Raw genomic sequence first — 18,482 nt, forward strand, 5'->3', positions numbered from 1 at the left:
AAAGAGCACCACCATGACCACATGCACCACACGTCTTGCCTGCCTGATCGGCGCAGCCCTGGCAAGCGGCCCGCTGCTGGCCGCCGTTCAGCCACCCACGCCACTGGTCTTTGACACCACCCGGCCGCAGAACGATCTGCAGGGTTCGCTGCTGGCCGGGGTCCAGTTTGCCCAGAGCCAGATCCTGCCCGCCCACCCGCGGGAGGGTGACAACCAGCCCCGTCTCACCGCCCTGCGCAAGAGCCTGCTGCTGGTGCGCCCGCTGCAGGCCGGCAACGAGGCGCCGCTGGCGCTCGAGGCCCGCGACAGCGCCGGCAAGCTGCTCGGCAGCCTCACGCTGGAGCCGCCTTCCCGCCTGCCCAAGACCGCCTACTACCTGGAAGGAACGCCGGAGGAGGGGGTCGACTTCATCCCGGGCCCCGGCACCAGTACCGTCATCAACAGCAGCAGCGAGCTGGCCAAGCTGAGCGATCCGAGCGGCGCCTTCCTGCTCGGCAAGCTGCAGCCCCATGCCCTGGTCACCATCCAGACCGCCGACGGCCGTTGGGTGCGCGACATCTTCTTGCCCCGCGATGCGAGCCTGGAGGGCAAGATGGTGCGCCTCGCCTCCAATGCCGGCTACAACTCCACCGTCTACTTCAGCGGCCGTCAGGTGACCCTCTCCCGTGGCCAGAGCCAGCAGTTCAAGTTCGTGCGCGGCCAGTGGATCCGCGATGGTGAGCTGGAAAACAACGGCATCACCTATGCGAGCGACGCCTGGAGCGCCGTGCTGCCGGCCGAGTGGATCATGCCCGGCCTCACCCTGCGCCTGAGCCAGGGGGATCTGAGCGGTGAGCTGACCGACCTCAAGGTGGGGGCGCCGGGGGAGCTGCTGATTCACACCATCGACATCGGCATGCTGACCAGCCCTCGCGACCAGTTCGCCTTTGCCAAAGATAAAGAGGCCCAGCGGGAGTACTTCCAGACCATTCCCGCCAGCCGCCTCGTCGTCAGCCAGTATGCGCCGCTGGCGCTGCCGGAAGTGATGCTGCCAGATGGCACCCTGCTCACCGACTTTGATCCGAGCGAGGGGGGCTGGCACAGCGGCACCATGCGCCAGCGCATCGGCAAGGAGCTGGTCTCCCTTGGCATCGACAATGCCAACTACGGCATCAACAGCACCGCCGGGGAGGGGGAGAACAGCCACCCCTACGTGGTGGCCCAGCTGGCGGCCCACAACAGCCGCGGCAAGTACGCCAACGGGGTGCAGGTGCACGGCGGCTCCGGCGGGGGCGGCATCGTCACCCTGGACGCCTCCCTTGGCAACGAGTTCAGCCACGAGGTGGGCCACAACTACGGCCTCGGCCACTATGTGGGCGGCTTTGCCGGCTCGGTGCACCGCAGCGCCGACCAGATCAACGCCACCTGGGGCTGGGATGGCGACAAGAACCGCTTCATCCCCAACTTCTTTGCGAGCCGCAGCGGCCAGAGCGCCTGCCTGGACGGCCAGTGCCAGGCCCCGTTTGATGGCCGCAAGTTCGGCTTCGACGCCATGGCCGGCGGCGAGCCGCTCTCCGGCTTCAACCGCTTCACCCTCTACACCCCCAACTCGGCGGCCATCATCCAGCGCTTCCTCGAGAGCAAGGCGGTGTTTGACGCCAGCTCGCCCACCGGCTTCAGCAAGTGGAACGAAAGCCAGGCGAAGATGGAGCCCTACCGCCACCGGGTCACTCTCGCCGAGCAGATCACCGCGCCGGTGAGCGACCTGGGTGAGGTCAGGCTGGCCGCCCTGCTGGCCGAGTACGATCTGGTCAAGGTGGCCATGTGGGATGGCAACTGGACCCGCAACATCCAGCTGCCGGCCGCCTCGACGGTCAATCGCGGCCGCATCATCAGCATCGACCACAATGCCGGCTACAACAGCACCCTCTTCATCAACGGCCAGCAGATCACCGTCTCGCGCGGCTTCAAGAAGAGCTACACCTCCGACGGCAGCCGCTGGAACGAGGGGGCGCCGGCGGATCTGGCGGTAGATCGCAAGCCTGCCGCCTTCGGCGTGCCGGTGACCACCCTGGTCGGCTACTACGACCCGCAGGGTCAGCTGCCGAGCTACCTCTACCCGGCGCTGCACGGCGCCTACGGCTTTGCCTATGGCGATGACGGCGAGCGGCTCGGCAACAGCGACTGCCAGCTGCAGGTGGAGACCCGCGACGGCCTGCTGCGCTTCAAGCTGGCCAACCACAGGCTGAACGCCAGCGTGATGAACAAGTTCCATGTCAATGTGCCGACCGCGAGCGAGCCGCGCAGCGCCAGCGTGTTGTGCCGCAACCAGTCACAGGCTGAAGCCCAGCTTGCGGCTGCGCCGGCCGGGCTCGGCTACACGGTCAACGGCATGCCGCTGGCGACGCGTTGATCCCTTTTCGCCTCGCGCAACGCGAGGTGCCATGGGCGGGGGCCAAGCCCCGCCCTTCTCTAGCAAGAGGTAAATATGATGACAAGAAAGTCCTCTGTGGCCACCCTGCTGGCCGCGCTCTGTCTGAGTGGCCAGTTGTGGGCCGCCACCCCTTATGACATCAATCAGGGCTATGCCGGCGGCAGCCAGGTCAGCTTCAACGGCCAGATCTACGAGGCCAAGTGGTATGCCAATCCGGGCCAGAGCCCGGGAGTGCAGGTGGCCAACGAGTGGGACTCGCCGTGGGCGCTGATGGGGGAGGGTGAGGTGACGCCCCCCGCGGGCGGAGAGGGGGTCACTCCGCCTGAGCAGGGCGGCAGCGGTACCGCCGACGGCAGCCCCGTCTACCTGAGCCAGAGCGAGCTGGATGCCAGGGAGCAGGCGCTCACCGACTTCCCGGCCATGACGGCGGTCAAGGCCTCCATCGCCACCCGCGACAATGCCGTGGTCGAGGCGGTGGCCCCCGGTCTGCCGCTCAACCCCGCCAACGTCAAACGGGTGGAGGGGTTGCTCAGCGAGTCGCAGTTCAACTTCCTGTTCCCGCTGCGGGCGCCGGAGTACACCTATCGCGGTTTCCTGCAGGCGGTGGCCAAGTTCCCGGCCTTCTGTGGTGACTACAGCGACGGGCGCAACGCCGAGGCCATCTGCCGCAAGTCGCTGGCCACCATGTTTGCCCACTTCGCCCAGGAGACCGGCGGCCACGAGAACTGGCGACCTGAGCCCGAGTGGCGCCAGGGGCTGGTGTGGGTACGGGAGATGGGCTGGACCGAGCAGATGCGCGGCGGCTACAACGCCGAGTGCAACCCCGAGGTGTGGCAGGGTCAGCAGTGGCCGTGCGGCAAGTTCGACAACGGCGAGTTCAAGAGCTACTTCGGTCGCGGTGCCAAGCAGCTGTCGTACAACTACAACTACGGCCCCTTCTCCGAGGCCATGTTCGGCACAGTGCGCACCCTGCTGGACAACCCGGAAAAAGTGGCGGACACCTGGCTCAACCTGGCCAGCGCCGTCTTCTTCTTCGTCTATCCGCAGCCGCCCAAGCCCTCCATGCTGCACGTGGTCGACGGCACCTGGCAGCCCAATGCCCACGATCGGCAGAACGGCCTGGTGCCGGGCTTCGGGGTGACCACCCAGATCATCAACGGCGGGGTGGAGTGCGGCGGTGCGGCCGAACATGCCCAGTCCCAGAACCGGATCACCTACTACCAGGCCCAGGCCCAGTATCTGGGGGTGCCGGTGCCCGCCGACGAGGTGCTCGGCTGCAAGAACATGAAGGTGTTCGACGAGGCTGGTGCCGGCGCCCTGCCCATCTACTGGGAGAACGACTGGAGCTATGTGCCGGGAAACCCCAACGGCGGCAAGAGCTACGCCTGCAAGCTGGTGGGCTACCAGACCCGTTTCAGCGCGTTCAAGGAGCGTGACTACAGCCGCTGCGTGCAGCACTTCTTCCCCGAGGTGGTGATCGAGGATAACGGTGGTGGCACCAACCTGCCGCCGGTGGCCAGCATCAGCGGCCCGAGCGAGGCGCTGGGCGGCGCCACCGTGCTGCTCTCCGGCCAGGGCTCGAGCGATCCGGAAGGCAAGCCCCTCAGCTACGCCTGGACCCTGCCGGCCGGGGCCAGCGCCTCGGATCTGACCCAGTCCACCCTGAGTGCCACCCTGCCGCCGACCCCGGCCAGTGACACCCGCTACGGCTTCGTGCTCAAGGTGACCGACGACAAGGGGCTGAGCCGCAGCGCCACCCACGAGATCCTGATCAAGGGCAGCGGCGGTACCACGCCGCCGGATGGCAACCCGCCTTACCAGGAGGGCACTGCCTACAAAGCCGGTGACAAGGTGAGCAACCTGGGGGGCAACTACCAGTGCAAACCCCATCCCTACACCGGCTGGTGTGCCGGCGCGGCCTGGGCCTACGAGCCCGGCAAGGGCACGGCCTGGAGCGATGCCTGGATCAAGCTGTAACGACATCTCCGCGCAATAAAAAAGGCCCATCAGGGCCTTTTTTCATGGGATGAATGCGCTTACAGCGGCTTTTGCCACAGGCTCAGCAGCAGATCCTGCTCCAGCGCGTCCGGCCCCTGGTGGGTGAAGGCGTGACGCTGCTCGCCGCTGGCGCGCCAGCCGAGGCGACTGGTCTCCAGAATGTGCTCGCGCAGGCCCTGATCCATCTGCATGCTGAACTGGCAGCGCAGCTGACCCATGGGGTCGAGGCCGGCCAGGCTCGGCCAGCTCAGCGGGTGCTCCATGCTGACCGGGTTGAGGCTGACCCTCAGCTGCCACTGATGGCGTGGCCCCGGCTGCAGGTAGAGCAGGTAGCCGCCCGGTGCCAGCCAGTTGACCAGCAGCTCGGTCTTGACCTTGAGATCGTTGACCAGCAGCAGCTGGGCCGTACCCGGCATGATGGGGGCGCGGGCCGGATCGGCGATGACGAACTGACCCTCCGGCTGCGCCTTGTTGGCGGCGAAGATGGTGTTCTTGGCGATGTCGACGCCGGCAAACTGCCAGCCCGGCAGCCGTTCGGCCAGGGCGCGGCAGTAGTAGCCCTCGCCGCAGCCCAGGTGGATCAGCTCGCGTGGTTCGAGGGAGGCGAGCAGGCTGGCCATCGCCTCGACCAGCGGCAGCTGGTGGCCCTGCTCCAGGAAGTGGCGCTTGGCGCGCATCAGGGCGCGGCTGTCGCTGTCCTTGGGGTTCTTCTTGCCAGGAATGAGATCCAGATAGCCTTCCGGGGCGGGATCGAAGTGGTGCTTGTTGGCGCAGTAGCGCCCCTTGGAGGCGTCATGCAGCTGAAGGGGGCTGCGGCAAATGGGGCATTGAAGGTGCATAGGATCTCTCTTGGCGAAAGCCGTGCTGGCAGGGGCGTTCGGGATTATAGGGGAGGCGATCAGAAAAGGCTGCCGTGGCAGCCTTCTTTATCCGGCGACCCAGTGCGGGGCCGCCAGTAGCGGGGATCAGCGGGTGCCGAACACCACTATGGTCTTGCCGTGGGCGGAGATCAGCTCCTGCTCTTCGAGCATCTTGAGGATCCGGCCGACGGTTTCGCGGGAGCAGCCGACGATCTGGCCTATCTCCTGACGGGTGATCTTGATCTGCATGCCGTCCGGGTGGGTCATGGCATCCGGCTGTTTGGCCAGGTTCAGCAGGGTCTGGGCGATCCGGCCGGTCACGTCCAGGAAGGCGAGGTTGCCGACCTTCTGGCTGGTGTGCTGCAGCCGCTTGGCCATCTGGCCGGAGAGGCGCATAAGGATTTCCGGGTTGACCTGGATCAGCTGGCGGAACTTCTTGTAGGAGATCTCGGCCACTTCGCAGGAGCCCTTGGCACGCACCCAGGCGGAACGCTCGGGATTCTCGTTCTCCTCGAACATACCCATCTCGCCCAGGAAGTCGCCCTGGTTCAGATAGGAGAGGATCATCTCCTTGCCTTCATCGTCCTTGATCAAGACGGCCACAGTGCCCTTGACGATGTAGTAGAGGGTTTCCGCCTTCTCACCCGCGTGGATCAGGGTGCTCTTGGCGGGATACTTATGAATGTGGCAGTGCGACAAGAACCATTCCAGGGTGGGATCGCTTTGCGGTTTGCCAATGACCATGAGAATTCCTCTGTAGTGTCTTTTTATGGACTCGTGCGTCCGGGCAAGCTGCCAACCTTGCCATTCCTTGTATTAGTCGCAGTAGGATAAGAGCCTTTGTCTGTGCTGACAAGGCTTTGAGGGCTTTTGCCAGCTCCCCTTGCAACCCCTGCTGCGCTCCGTTCGCCATTGTAAGGAAGCTGGGGGCATCAGATGTTGATTTTGATCTAGTTAGCCCGGAAGTTCGTGAAAATGGCGGATATGTGCCGCTGTCGCGCCGTCTGGGGTATGCTATGTCGGTCAGATCTGTCGTCATCAAGAGGAAAAGTGAAATGAAAGCCAAGGTCAGCTGGGTGGAAGGCATGAAGTTTGTGGGCGAGAGTGAGTCCGGTCACCAGGTGATCCTGGACGGCGCCAACCCCGGCGAGGGTGCCAGCCCGATGGAGATGATCCTGCTGGCGGTGGGTGGTTGCAGCTCAATTGATGTGGTCTCCATTCTGGAGAAGGCGCGTCAATCCGTGACCGCCTGTCATGTGGAGCTGGCCGGAGAGCGGGCTGACTCGGTACCGCGGGTGTTCGAGAAGATCCACCTCAACTTCGTGGTGACCGGCAAGGGGCTTGCCGAGAAACAGGTGGCCCGCGCGGTGGATCTGTCGATGGAAAAATATTGTTCAGTTTCCCTGATGTTGGAAAAAGCGGTAGAAATTACCCATAGTTATCAAATTGTTGAAGCCTGATAGCCGTGATTATTCCGATCGAATAACGCCATGACATAAGGAAAGTGCAATGAAAAAAATGATAGTGTTGCTCCCCCTGCTGGGACTGGCGGCCTGCAGCATGCCGCAGCCGACCCAATACCAGTTCAGCCAGTACCAGTGTGGTGAAGAGATGCTGGCCGTGACCTATGACGCCCAGGCCGACATGGTGCAGTTCCCCTATGCCGGCGTCTACCACAAGCTGGGCCGGGTCGAGGCGGAGTCCGGTGCCAAGTATTCCGACGGTGTCACCACCTTCTGGAACCAGGAGAAGCAGGCCATCCTCAGCCAGAAAGGGGTAACCCTGCTGACTTGCCAGCGCAAGTGACTGTCATGGTGTGATCGCAACGGCCTGCTTGATGCAGGCCGTTTTGCATTTAAAGGAAGGGATCAGCGGGTGGGCAGGGAGTCGAGCATCTTGGCGGCCAGCTGCCGGCTCAGCTGCTGGCGATCCCCTTCGGCGATGGCCACGTCGCTGGCCAGGGAGATGGCGCTGCTCCACACCGCCTGCTGGGTACGCCGGTCGAGCAGCACTATGGCCAGGGTCCCCTTGCGGGCATCGGCCTTGGCCTGCAGCCCGGGCGTCATGCCGAGGCGGGCGAAGATCTCGCCGTCGCTCAGATCCTTGCTGCCGGCCACCCCGATGGCGACCCAGAGGTCGGCCTCGTCGAGGGGCACGCTCTGCCACCCCTTGCTGCCCAGCGCCTGGTTGACCGCCTGCTGGACCGGCTCCAGCCAGCCCTCGGCGCTGTCGCCGGCATACTGGAACTGCTCGGCCAGCGCATAGCGCGGTGTCGCCCCGAACGGCCAGCTGGCCGCCGGGCGCACCACCATGGTGCCCGCCTCCAGGGTCGGTGCAGCGGGGCCGCTGCTGCAGCCACCCAGCAGGGCGGCCAATCCCACAGAGATAAATGCTAACCGCATCGTCAGCTCCTTGGCTCAGGTGATCTTGCCGGTTTCGAGCAGCTGCTGGATCAGCGGGCGCAGGATCAGCTCCATTGCGAAGCCCATCTTGCCGCCCGGCACCACAATGGTGTTCATCCGCGACATGAAGGACCCGTCGATCATCGACAACAGGTAGGGGAAGTCCACCTGCTTGATGCCGCGAAACCGTATCACCAGCATACTCTCGTCCAGGCTCGGGATCACCTTGGCGCTGAAGGGGTTGGAGGTGTCCACCGTCGGCACCCGCTGGAAGTTGATGTGGGTGCGGGAGAACTGGGGGGTGATGAAGTTGATGTAGTCGTCCATGGAGCGGACGATGGAGTCGGTGACCGCTTCGCGGGAATGACCGCGCTCCGAGGTGTCGCGAATGAGCTTCTGGATCCACTCCAGGTTGACGATGGGCACCACCCCGATGAGAAAGTCCACGTGGCGGGCCACGTTGTGATCCTCGGTGACCACGCCGCCGTGCAGCCCCTCGTAGAACAGCAGGTCGGTGTCGTTCGGCAGGTTCTGCCAGGGGGTGAAGGTGCCCGGCATCTGGTTGAAGGGCACCGCCTCGTCGAAGCTGTGCAGGTAGCGCCGATACTGGCCGCTGCCGTTCTGGCCGTACTCCTGGAAGAAGCTCTCCAGCAGGCCGAAGTCGTTCGCCTCGGGTCCGAAATAGCTGATGTGGCGCCCCTGTTCGCGCGCCTTGCGGATCGCCACGTCCATTTCCGGGCGGGTGTAGCGGTGAAAACTGTCCCCTTCCACCACGGCCGCCTGATAACCGAGCTGATGAAACATGGAGCGAAAGGCGATGGTGGAGGTGGAGGTGCCGGCACCGGACGAACCGGTAACCGCAATGATGGGATGCTTGGCCGACATAGAATTCTCTCTTCCTTGGGAGTTTCCGTTATAAGGGCATGTTCCGAGTACGGTCAAGTGTGCGGTCTGACAGTACCGCCGCGCAACTGCTTCGCTGGCGTGCCAGCATCGGCGGCAGACAAAAAAAAGGGCTGCCATGGCAGCCCTTGCGACAAACAAGAGAAAAACTAGTCTGCCTGCTTGTTGCCGGCCGCAGGCTTGATCCCCACCAGCACGGCCCCCAGCAGGATAAACAGCACCCCGAGCGCCTTGCCCGGCTCCAGCGGCTCGCCGAAGAGCGGGATGTTGACCGCCAGCAGGTAGACCAGCGCATAGCTGGTGCTGAGCAGGGGGTAGGCGATGTTGAGCGGGGTGGAGTGCAGCGCCGCCAGCCAGCAGAGCAGCGACAGGGCGTAGCAGCCCACCCCGGCCAGGATTACCAGCAGCGGCAGCGGATGGGCCAGCATCAGGGCGAGATCCGGCTGCCAGGCCGGCAACTGGATCGCCCCCCACTTCATGCCGAGCTGGGCCACCGTCACCAGCACTATGCTGCCGAGCACGTAGAGATACCCCTTCAGCGCCTGCTGATGGCCGTCGCTCATAGCAAACCTCCCAGCAGCAGGGCGCCCACTATGATGGCGCCCACCCCCAGCCAGTTGTGGTAGCTGATCTGCTCATGAAAGAACAGTCTGGAGCCCACCAGCACCAGCACCAGATTGATGCTGAGCATGGGGTAAGCCATGCCGAGCGGCAGCCGCTGCAGCAGGTAGATCCAGAGCAGCATGCCGCTGCCGAGGGCCGCCACGCTGGCGATGAGCCAGGGGGAACGCAGCTTCTGCCAGTGGTTGCAGGGGCGGCGCTGCCAGCTGATGACCGCCTGTTTTTGCAGCATCTGGCCGCTGCAGGTCAGCAGGCACACCAGCAACAGCAGCAGTATGTCCATCACTGGGCCCCGTGGTAGATGAGCAGGGTCAGCCGGTGGCTGACGATGGTCTCGTCGGCGGGGGGCACGGGCCCGGTGTTGCCGTCGCGATCCGTCTTCATCAACAGGGCCACCTGGCCATTTTTACGCGCCTGTGCCAGCCAGGCCGGGAAGTCGGCGCGGGCCACGTAGCGCCCCGCTGCATCCGGGTAGCCGAGGCCGTAATGGACCTCCCCCTTGCTGTCGAACAGGTTGATCTCGCTGCGCCGGGTGCCCCAGGCGAGGGAGGAGGCCAGCCCGACGTCGTTGGCCAGCAGGGTGCCTGACTTCATCAGCACGGCCTGGTTGGCCTCGATGAAGCGCTCCGGCAGCTTGGAGTCGATCAGCGATTGCGGCAGTGCCCAGGGCAGGCCGATGGCCAGCACCATGGGGCAGAGCGCGCTCAGGGTCCAACGCTGGTTGATGGCCTTGAGCTGAACGAAGCCAAGCAGACTCCAGCCGGCGAAGATCACCATGGCCACCGCCAGTGCACCGTGATCCTCCTCGCCGTAGACGGCGTGGCGGGGGGAGAAGGCCAGCACCGCCAGCACGATCAGGCAGATGAGGCCGAACAGGCCGTTCAGCCAGGCGTTGACCTTGAAGGCCCGCTCTTTCCCCTCCTTGAGCAGATCGACGGCGCTGGCGGCCATCAGCATGGCCAGCGGGGCGAAGCAGGGCAGTATGTAGGTGAGCAGCTTGCCCTTGGCCACGCTGAAGAAGAGGAAGGGCAACACCACCCAGGCCAGCAGGTAGAGGGTCTCCGGGTTTATCTTGCGCTCCTGCCAGCCCTTGCGCAGGGCGCCGGGCAGCAGGCCGAGCCAGGGCAGGGTGCCGAGCAGCCCCATGGGCAGGTAGTACCAGAACGGCGCCTTGTGCTGGGCGTTGTCGGCGGCGAAGCGCTGGATGTGCTCAATCCAGAAGAAGTAGTGCCAGTAGTCCGGCTCGCGCAGGTGCACGGCGATGGCCCAGGGGGCTGCCAGCAGGGCCGCACTCAGGATGGCCAGCGGCCCGAAGCGCACCAGCTCGAGCAGGCGGCGCTGATAGATAACGTAGGGCACTATGACCACCACGGGCACCGCCAGGGCGATGAAGCCCTTGGTGAGAAAGCCCATGCCGCAGGCGAGGCCGAACAGCAGATAGCCGCCGACCCGGCTGGCAAGGGAGCCCTCCTTGCGGATGATGTAGAAGCTCACCATGGCGGCGTTGAGCCAGAGGGTCACCATGGCGTCCAGCACGCTGTAGGTGCCGATGCCGTAGACGATCAGCAGCGACAGATAGATGAGCCCGGCGAGGAACGCCTTGCGCCGGCACTGCCAAAGCTGCAGGGCGAACCAGAAGATGAGTACGGCGCTGAGGCCGGTGGCGGCCGCCGAGGCGAAGCGCACGGCGAAGTTGGTGTCACCGAACAGCTGCTGGCTGATGCTGTTGAACCAGTAGCCGGCGATGGGTTTCTCGAAGTAGCGCAGGCCCAGGAAGTGGGGGACCACCCAGTCTCCGGTGCTCACCATCTCCCGGCTTATCTCGGCGTAGCGGTTTTCGTCCGGGCTCCAGAGCGGCCGCTGGTCGAGCGGCAGCAGGTAAAAGAAGAGAAAGAACAGGGGCAGGGCCCACTTGGTCAACGTCATGACATCCTCTGTTGCATGGTGTGATTAGCGCGATGGTTAGTCCTGCCACCCGAGGTGGCGTCATTTATCTCAGGCATCTCAGGCCTCGGCCTTGCAGCCGAGCCAGCCCTCCCGCCCGGGCAGGGTGCCGCGTACCAGCCGGCCGGTCGGCAGCGTGGTCGGGTCGGATGGTAACAGATCCCCGAGCGGCACGAAGCGGGTGCCGCGCGCCCTGGCTTCGCCGAGCAGGGCATCGAACTGATCCGCCATCACGATCCCTTCCACTTCGGCGTGGATGGTGTAGACGTGGGGGCCCTGCGCCGGCGGGGTCGCCAGCTGATCTAGCAGGAAACGGTTGAAGCCGTCGACCGTCACCTGATGGCCCACCACCTCGTCGAAGGTGGGCAGGTTGACCGGGATCTGCGGGGTGCCGGGGCGACCGTCCTGCAGCAGGGGCCGGAACAGGCCGCTGCCGCGACAGTCGCTGTTGTAGCGAAAGCCGAACTGCTCCTTGGCCTGGGTGGTGAGCGGGTCGGCCCGCCAGCCGGCGGCGGCGGAGCAGTCCACTTCGCGCCCCAGGATCTGGTTGAGTGCATCCACCCCGAGCCGGGTTTGACGAATCAGCTCGGCTTCGTCCCAGCGGCCGGTGTTGGCCTGCCAGCCGTGGTGATCCCAGGCGTGCAGCCCCACCTCGTGACGGGCGCTGTCGGCGTCGCGCATCAGGGATCCGAGCTGCTTGCCGATGGACTTGCCGGGCCAGGCGGTGCCGGCCAGCAGGATGTCCAGCCCATAGAGGGATGCTGCGTTGGAGCGCAGCATCTTGAGCAGAAAGCGGGGTTTTAGCAGGCGCCACAAGTGGCGCCCCATGTTGTCCGGTCCGACCGAGAAGAAGAAGCTCCCCTTGACCTGATGCTTGTCGAGCAGTTGCAGCAGGCGGGGCACCCCGTCACGGGTCCCCCTGAAGGTATCGACGTCGATCCGCAGACCTACCTCAGTCATGCTCGACTCCCGTGGTGACCGCCCCTTGCAGGAAGAAGTCGAGGGTGTTGCCTATGGTCTCTTCCATCTCGATGGTCGGTTCCCAGTCCAGCAGGCGGCGGGCATTGGCGATGCTCGGCCGGCGGTGGGAGACGTCCTGATAGCCATCGCCGTAGAAGGATTTGCTCTCCACCAGTTTGAAGCCGGCGAACGGCGGGAACTGGTCACGCAGCGGGTGAGCCTCGAACTTGGCGAGCAGGATCTCGGCCATCTGCTGGATGCTGGCCTCGTTGTCCGGGTTGCCGATGTTGATGATCTGGCCGTCGCAGCGGTTCCCCTTGTTCTCGATGATGCGGAACAGGGCCTCGATGCCGTCCTCGATGTCGGTGAAGCAGCGCTTCTGGGCGCCACCGTCCACCAGCTGGATCGGGGTGCCGTCCACCAGGTTGAGGATCAGCTGGGTGATGGCGCGGGAGCTGCCGATGCGGGCAGAGTCCAGGCTGTCCAGACGCGGCCCCATCCAGTTGAAGGGACGGAACAGTGTGAAGTTGAGCCCCTCTTTCTTGCCGTAGGCCCAGATGACGCGGTCCAGCAGCTGCTTGGAGACCGAGTAGATCCAGCGCTGCTTGTTGATGGGGCCGACGATGAGGCGGGAGCTGTCTTCATCGAAGCTGTGATCGTCGCACATCCCGTACACCTCGGAGGTGGAGGGGAAGATGATGCGCTTGTTGTACTTCACGCAGTAGCGGACGATCTTGAGGTTTTCCTCGAAGTCGAGCTCGAACACGCGCAGCGGGTTGCGGGTGTACTCGATGGGGGTGGCGATGGCCACCAGCGGCAGGATCACGTCGCACTTCTTGATGTGGTACTCGATCCACTCGGTGTGGATGCTGATGTCCCCCTCCACGAAGTGGAAGTTGGGGTGACCGATGAAACGATCCACCGCGCTGGAGCCGATGTCGAGGCCATACACCTCGTAGCCGCCATCCTGGAGCAGGCGCTCGGTCAAGTGGTTGCCGATGAAGCCGTTGACGCCGAGGATCAGCACCCGGGTCAGCCGCGCCTTGCGCAGGGCATTGCTCGCCTTGGCGCCGATCTTCATCCCTTCCACCAGCCCCAGTTCACGGGCCAGCTGGGCGCCGCGCACATAGAGACCCCCTTCGGCCTGACCGGCCACGATCTCCAGCACCCCTTCACCACAGGCGATGCGCAGCGGCTCCTGGCTCAGGATGGTGCCCGGCTGCTTGTCGCTCTGCTGGGCCAGCCAGTGGCTCTTCCACACCGTCAGCTTGCGATCACCGGCGAAGCTGAAGGCGCCCGGGTAGGGCTGGGTGACGGCGCGCACCAGGTTGTGCAGTTCGCGGGCCGGGCGGTGCCAGTGCAGCTCGCCATCGGCCGGGGTGCGGCGGCCATAGTAGCTGGCCTTGCTCTCATCCTGCGGGGTGAGGCGGATGTCGCCGGCGCGCAGCTTGGGCAGCTCCTGCTCCAGCAGCGCCCGGGCGGCGAGGCGCACCTTGCCATGCAGGGTCAGCGCGGTGTCGTCGTCGGCAATGGTCACCGCCTGCTGGGCGACGATGGCGCCGGCGTCGGGTTTGGCGGTCATCTGGTGTAGGGTGATGCCGGTCTGGGTTTCGCCGTTGACCAGGCACCAGTTGATGGGGGCGCGGCCGCGGTAGGCGGGCAGCAGGGATCCGTGCAGGTTGAAGGCGCCGACGGTCGGGATGTCGAGGATCGCCTGCTTGAGCATGTTGCGGTAGTAGAAGGAGAAGAGGGCCTGGGGCGCCAGCTCCTGAATGCGCTCGATCCAGAGCGGGTGGTTCACGTCCTCGGGGGAGTAGACCGGCAGGTTGTGCTCGGCGCAGAGCTGGGCGACCGAGCCGAAGAAGCGGTTCTCGCCCGGATCGTCGGCGTGGGTGAAGACGGCCTGGATCTCGTAGCCTGCCTCGAGCAGGGCCTCGATGCCGGTGCAACCGATATCGTGATAAGCAAAGACGACGACTTTCATTGTTCAGCTTCCTGTTGCGAAGGGGTGGTGGCGGTGCGCACGATCCGGTGGATGAAGTAGCGGGGACGGGCGCGCACGTCTGTGTACATGCGGCCTATGTACTCTCCCAGCAGCCCCATGCCCAGCAGCTGCACGCCGACAAAGGTGAAGAGAATGGCAAAGAGGGTGAAGACGCCATCGGCGGCCCAGTCGGCGCCCAGAATGAGGCGCATCAGGATCAGCAGGATGGAGAAGGTAAAGCCGATGCCCGCCACCACGCTGCCGACGATGCTGAGCAGACGCAGCGGGGTGGTGGTCATGCAGGTGACCAGGTCATACATCAGGTTGATGAGGTGCATCAGCCCGTATTTGGACTCTCCATGGGCCCGCTCGGCATGGCCCACTTCCAGCTCTATGGTGCGGCGGGCGAAGCTGTTGGCCAGGATGGGGATGAAGGTGCTGCGCTCCTGGCAGCAGAGCATGGCGTCGATGATGTGGCGGCGATAGGCGCGCAGCATGCAGCCGTAGTCGCTCATGTGCACGCCGGTGGCCTTTTGCACCGACTTGTTGATGAGCTTGGAGGCGGTCTTGCGAAACCAGGAGTCCTGGCGGTTGCGGCGCATGGTGCCCACCACGTCGTAGCCCTGCATGGCGGCTTCTACCAGGCGGGGGATCTCCTCCGGCGGGTTCTGCAGATCCGCATCCAGGGTGATCACCAGATCCCCCTTGGCGGTCTCGAAGCCGGCCATGATGGCGGCATGCTGACCGTAGTTGCGGTTGAGCAGCACCCCGACCAGCTTGCTGCCATCAATGGCGGCGGCTTCGCTGATGAGCTCGGTGGAGCCGTCGTGGCTGCCGTCGTCGATGAGGATCACTTCGTAATCCTGCGACAGCTGATCGCAGGCGGCGGTGACCCGGCTCAGCAGCACGGGCAGGCTGGCCTCCTCGTTGTAGACGGGGATGACCACCGAAACCAGCTTGATGTCAGTGTTGTTCACGTTTGGTTACTCCAATATGTCGATAAGGGCCGCGACCACGCGGTCAACGTCGGCCAGCGTCATGTCCGGGAAGAGTGGCAGGGTGCACAGGCGTGAGGAGTTCCACTCGGTATGGGGCAGGCTGAGGGTAGGGTAGCGTTCGCGGTAGTACTTCTGGGTATGGGCTGCCCGAAAGTGCAGGCCGGTACCGATGCCGCGCTCCTGCAGCGCTTGCATCAGCTGATCCCGATCGAGGCCGCAGCGCTCGGGGTCGACCCGCACCATGAACAGGTGCCAGGCGTGCAGGTGTGGGTAGCCCGGCACGGCGAGGGGTGCCAGCGGCAGGCCGGCCAGCCGCTCCTGGTAGCGGGCCACCAGTTCGGCCCGCTTGGCGTTGAGCTCGGGCAGGCGTGCCAGCTGCACCAGGGCGATGGCGGCGTTGATGTCGGCCAGGTTGTACTTGAAGCCCGGGGTGATCACCTCCGCCTGCGGCTTGCGGCCCAGGCTCATGCGATCAAAGGCATCCACTCCCAGACCGTGGAATTTGAGCATCCGCACCTTGTCTGCCAGCGCCTTGTCGTCGGTCACCAGCATGCCCCCTTCGGCGCAGGTCATGTTCTTGATGGCGTGGAAGGAGAAGATGGCGGTGCCGCTGGCGCCGATCCAGCGCTCCCGATAACGGGTGCCGACCGCGTGGGCGGCATCTTCGATGACCGGAATGCCGTGCCGGCCGGCCAGCTCGAGGATGGGGTCCAGGTCGAGGGGGGCACCGGCATAGTGCACCGGGATGATGGCCTTGGTCCTGGCGGTGATGAGCGGGGCGATCAGCGCGGCGCTGGTCATCAGGGTATCCGGATCCACGTCGACGAAGACCGGCTCGGCCCCCAGCAGGGTGATGATGTTGATGGTGGAGACCCAGGTCTGGGAGGGGGTGATCACCTCGTCTCCCGGGCCAATGCCCAGCGCCATCAGGGTGACGTGCATACCGGCGGTGGCGGAGCAGAGGGCGACGGTATGCTGGCAACCGAAGGTATGGCAGAATTGCTGCTCCAGTTCATGATTCTTCGGGCCCGTGGTGATCCAGCCCGATTTCAATACATCACAGACAGCACTTATCTCGGCATCGCCCATGGCTGGCCGTGAAAATGGCAGAAAATCTTGCATATGAGATCCAACAAAGAATATTAATCAGTGCCCATTAAATTGGGCTCCCCCAAACTGTTTTACTCAACATACGGATATAAAAGCGGGCCTGCAATGGTCCAGAAACAGCTGGTAACAATTAACTGGTGCGGACATCTTAGGTAGTGTGATAAATATTTATAACCCCCCAAACCTACTGTTTTTCCAAATTACAAATTCTCTGACATTCTGGTTGTATCAATATGAACATTACTGTATTTGGAAGTGGCTACGTGGGCCTGGTTCAGGCCACCGTGCTGGCCGACGTCGGTCACCAGGTCATCTGTGTCGATGTCGATGAACAGCGGGTGGCTGCCCTGATGGACGGTCATGTCCCTATCTATGAACCCGGGCTCGACACCCTGCTGCAGCGCAACATCAAGAGCGGCGCCCTGGTGTTCACCACGGATGCCGTACAGGCCGTCGAACACGGTGATGTGCAGTTTCTGGCGGTGGGGACGCCACCGGGGGAAGATGGCTCCGCCGATCTCAGCCACGTGCTGACGGTGGCCGAAACCATCGCCCGGCATCGTGACCGGCCCGTCATCATAGTCAACAAGTCGACCGTGCCGGTGGGCACCGCCGACAAGGTGACCGCCAGGGTGAAGAGCATCCTGCAGCAGCGGGATCAGTCGTTCGCCTTCGACGTGGTCTCCAACCCCGAATTCCTGAAAGAGGGCTCCGCCATCCAGGACTGCCTGCGGCCGGATCGCATCGTGGTGGGCACCGCCAACGAGGCCTCCCGCCAGCTGATGCGCGAGCTCTACGAGCCGTTCAACCGCAACCATGACCGCATCCTGTTCATGGATGTGCGCAGCGCCGAGCTGACCAAGTACGCCGCCAACTGCATGCTGGCCACCAAGATAAGCTTCATCAACGAGATGGCCGGACTGGCCGAGCGGGTCGGCGCCGACATCGAGATGGTGCGCCAGGGGATAGGCTCGGATCAGCGTATCGGCTATCAGTTCATCTACCCGGGTTGTGGTTATGGCGGCTCCTGTTTTCCCAAGGATGTCAAAGCCTTGCTGGCCACGGCCCAGGAGCTGGAGTACGACACGCCGCTGATCCGGGCGGTGGAGCGGGTCAATGAATTGCAAAAATCGCGGCTGTTTCAGCTGCTGTCAGCGTTCTTCCGCTCCGAAGGGGAGACCCTGGCCGGCAAGACCATCGCCCTGTGGGGTCTGGCGTTCAAGCCCAACACCGACGACATGCGCGAGGCGCCGAGCCGGGCCCTGATGGAGGCGTTGTGGCAGGCCGGTGCGACCGTGCAGGCCTATGATCCCGAGGCGATGCAGGAGGCCCAGCAGATCTACGGCAACTGCGACAAGCTGCGTTTGATGGGTACCAAGGAGGCCGCATTGTTTGGTGCGGATGCCCTGGTGATCTGCACCGAGTGGAACCACTTCAAGGCCCCCAACTTTGCCGCCATCAAGCAGGCGTTGAAGCGACCCCTGATCGTGGATGGTCGCAATCTGTTTGATCCAGGTCGCATGAAAGATCATGGGTTCCATTATTACGCCATCGGCCGTGGCGAATCGGTAATGAAATAATATCTTGTCATATTGGGCCGCCATCAATAATCAGCTGTGTGGCGGATTAATCTGCTGGATATTGGCTGAAGCGAGATATTGCTCTCACTATTTTTATGGTGAGGGCGAGTTTTGTCATCATAATTTAATATTGTGAACCGTTTCACTTTATTTATTCTATTTTGTCGATATGGCCAGGCGCTTAATTATTGCGGTCACCCTTGTCGTTATCCGCTATCGGGGAGCGAGGGCAGGCCGCGCCAGGGGCGCAAGGTGTTTGCAGAACCGGCATGAACAAGATCCGGCAAGATGGCAGCAATGTCAGTCAACATGGCCCTGCGCAGTTGCGCAGGGCCATGTTGTTTTATCGGGTGCAGGGAGATCCGGCGGGAACAGACAGGGAGAAGGGCGGCCAGGGTGGCAGGCCCGCAACGGCGATGGGCAGGCTATTGCGGTAGGTCGTCCACCTGCGCCCTGTCGAGGGTCGCCTTGGGCACTATGTTCACGCTCTCGTGCAGCTCGCTGTACACGATTACCGCCACGCCCTGCTGCAGCTGAGCTCTGACATCGTCGACCTTGTCGGCCAGACTGACATCCTGTTCGCCATACTCGGTGCCTTCCTGCAGCACGAAGTGCTCGAGCAGGTTGTTGAGGGTGTCTGCATCCAGCTCTTGCCAGGGGATTATCATGGTTTTATCTTCCGTTACCAGAGAGCGGGTATTGTCTATCT

At 63.8% G+C, this 18,482-nt stretch carries 17 protein-coding genes; 5 read left to right on the top strand and 12 right to left on the bottom strand.

What is annotated here, in order from left to right:
• Window positions 1–13: 13 nt before the first annotated feature.
• The gene (locus tag I6L33_RS09170; RefSeq protein ID WP_216973938.1) at window positions 14–2,392 is read left to right on the top strand and encodes a M66 family metalloprotease; all 2,379 of its coding nucleotides are present in this window, start codon (window positions 14–16) and stop codon (window positions 2,390–2,392) included.
• Between the two features lie 75 nt (window positions 2,393–2,467).
• Window positions 2,468–4,390 (top strand): glycoside hydrolase family 19 protein, encoded by a 1,923-nt coding sequence (locus I6L33_RS09175; protein WP_302054597.1) that lies wholly within the window; start codon window positions 2,468–2,470, stop codon window positions 4,388–4,390.
• Between the two features lie 59 nt (window positions 4,391–4,449).
• Here the strand turns inward: I6L33_RS09175 and I6L33_RS09180 are convergent, their stop codons facing one another.
• Together I6L33_RS09180 and crp are read right to left on the bottom strand one after the other, a co-directional pair.
• Window positions 4,450–5,250, bottom strand: coding sequence for a putative RNA methyltransferase (locus tag I6L33_RS09180; RefSeq protein WP_043171033.1), 801 nt, complete (start codon window positions 5,248–5,250; stop codon window positions 4,450–4,452).
• 126 nt (window positions 5,251–5,376) lie between these two features.
• Entirely contained in the window at window positions 5,377–6,015 is a 639-nt protein-coding gene (gene crp, locus I6L33_RS09185) for a cAMP-activated global transcriptional regulator CRP (protein ID WP_005304048.1), read from the bottom strand.
• Between the two features lie 311 nt (window positions 6,016–6,326).
• On the opposite strand from crp, the gene I6L33_RS09190 reads away from it, so the two are divergent.
• Both I6L33_RS09190 and I6L33_RS09195 read left to right on the top strand, forming a co-directional pair.
• Complete coding sequence (locus I6L33_RS09190) at window positions 6,327–6,731, top strand: OsmC family protein (protein ID WP_005304045.1); 405 nt, start codon at window positions 6,327–6,329, stop codon at window positions 6,729–6,731.
• Between the two features lie 49 nt (window positions 6,732–6,780).
• A complete protein-coding gene (locus tag I6L33_RS09195) occupies window positions 6,781–7,077 on the top strand; it encodes an MliC family protein (protein ID WP_017763891.1) in 297 nt (98 codons plus the stop codon).
• A 62-nt stretch (window positions 7,078–7,139) separates the two neighbouring features.
• Here I6L33_RS09195 and I6L33_RS09200 read toward each other — a convergent pair whose 3' ends face one another.
• The 9 genes from I6L33_RS09200 to arnB all read right to left on the bottom strand — a co-directional run bounded on the left by I6L33_RS09200 (window position 7,140) and on the right by arnB (window position 16,205).
• Window positions 7,140–7,673 (bottom strand): DUF4136 domain-containing protein, encoded by a 534-nt coding sequence (locus I6L33_RS09200; RefSeq protein WP_010634906.1) that lies wholly within the window; start codon window positions 7,671–7,673, stop codon window positions 7,140–7,142.
• A gap of 15 nt (window positions 7,674–7,688) precedes the next feature.
• Window positions 7,689–8,558: a phosphoribulokinase gene (locus I6L33_RS09205; RefSeq protein ID WP_010634905.1), complete on the bottom strand. Its 870-nt coding sequence runs from the start codon at window positions 8,556–8,558 to the stop codon at window positions 7,689–7,691.
• Between the two features lie 167 nt (window positions 8,559–8,725).
• Complete coding sequence (gene arnF / locus I6L33_RS09210) at window positions 8,726–9,139, bottom strand: 4-amino-4-deoxy-L-arabinose-phosphoundecaprenol flippase subunit ArnF (RefSeq protein ID WP_216973939.1); 414 nt, start codon at window positions 9,137–9,139, stop codon at window positions 8,726–8,728.
• Window positions 9,136–9,480: an EamA family transporter gene (locus I6L33_RS09215; protein WP_017787715.1), complete on the bottom strand. Its 345-nt coding sequence runs from the start codon at window positions 9,478–9,480 to the stop codon at window positions 9,136–9,138. The genes arnF and I6L33_RS09215 overlap by 4 nt, the downstream gene beginning before the upstream one ends.
• A complete protein-coding gene (gene arnT, locus I6L33_RS09220) occupies window positions 9,480–11,123 on the bottom strand; it encodes a lipid IV(A) 4-amino-4-deoxy-L-arabinosyltransferase (protein ID WP_017787716.1) in 1,644 nt (547 codons plus the stop codon). Before arnT ends, I6L33_RS09215 begins: the two co-directional genes overlap by 1 nt.
• Window positions 11,124–11,201: 78 nt before the next feature.
• Window positions 11,202–12,101: a 4-deoxy-4-formamido-L-arabinose-phosphoundecaprenol deformylase gene (gene arnD, locus I6L33_RS09225; RefSeq protein WP_216973940.1), complete on the bottom strand. Its 900-nt coding sequence runs from the start codon at window positions 12,099–12,101 to the stop codon at window positions 11,202–11,204.
• Window positions 12,094–14,085 carry a bifunctional UDP-4-amino-4-deoxy-L-arabinose formyltransferase/UDP-glucuronic acid oxidase ArnA gene (gene arnA, locus I6L33_RS09230; protein WP_216973941.1) on the bottom strand — a complete coding sequence of 664 codons (1,992 nt, stop codon included), beginning with the start codon at window positions 14,083–14,085 and terminating at the stop codon, window positions 12,094–12,096. Before arnA ends, arnD begins: the two co-directional genes overlap by 8 nt.
• Complete coding sequence (arnC, locus tag I6L33_RS09235; RefSeq protein WP_017784361.1) at window positions 14,082–15,062, bottom strand: undecaprenyl-phosphate 4-deoxy-4-formamido-L-arabinose transferase; 981 nt, start codon at window positions 15,060–15,062, stop codon at window positions 14,082–14,084. Before arnC ends, arnA begins: the two co-directional genes overlap by 4 nt.
• Before the next feature lie 6 nt (window positions 15,063–15,068).
• A complete protein-coding gene (arnB, locus tag I6L33_RS09240; protein ID WP_216973942.1) occupies window positions 15,069–16,205 on the bottom strand; it encodes a UDP-4-amino-4-deoxy-L-arabinose aminotransferase in 1,137 nt (378 codons plus the stop codon).
• A gap of 221 nt (window positions 16,206–16,426) precedes the next feature.
• Here arnB and I6L33_RS09245 point away from each other — a divergent pair, with 221 nt between their 5' ends.
• A complete protein-coding gene (locus I6L33_RS09245) occupies window positions 16,427–17,773 on the top strand; it encodes a UDP-glucose/GDP-mannose dehydrogenase family protein (RefSeq protein ID WP_010634898.1) in 1,347 nt (448 codons plus the stop codon).
• Between the two features lie 425 nt (window positions 17,774–18,198).
• Here the strand turns inward: I6L33_RS09245 and I6L33_RS09250 are convergent, their stop codons facing one another.
• Window positions 18,199–18,441, bottom strand: a complete 243-nt coding sequence (locus tag I6L33_RS09250; RefSeq protein ID WP_005304010.1) for a YheU family protein — start codon at window positions 18,439–18,441, stop codon at window positions 18,199–18,201.
• Between the last annotated feature and the right edge of the window lie 41 nt (window positions 18,442–18,482).

It is taken from the genome of Aeromonas sp. FDAARGOS 1403 (assembly GCF_019047325.1).
Classification (GTDB): Bacteria; Pseudomonadota; Gammaproteobacteria; order Enterobacterales; family Aeromonadaceae; genus Aeromonas; species Aeromonas dhakensis.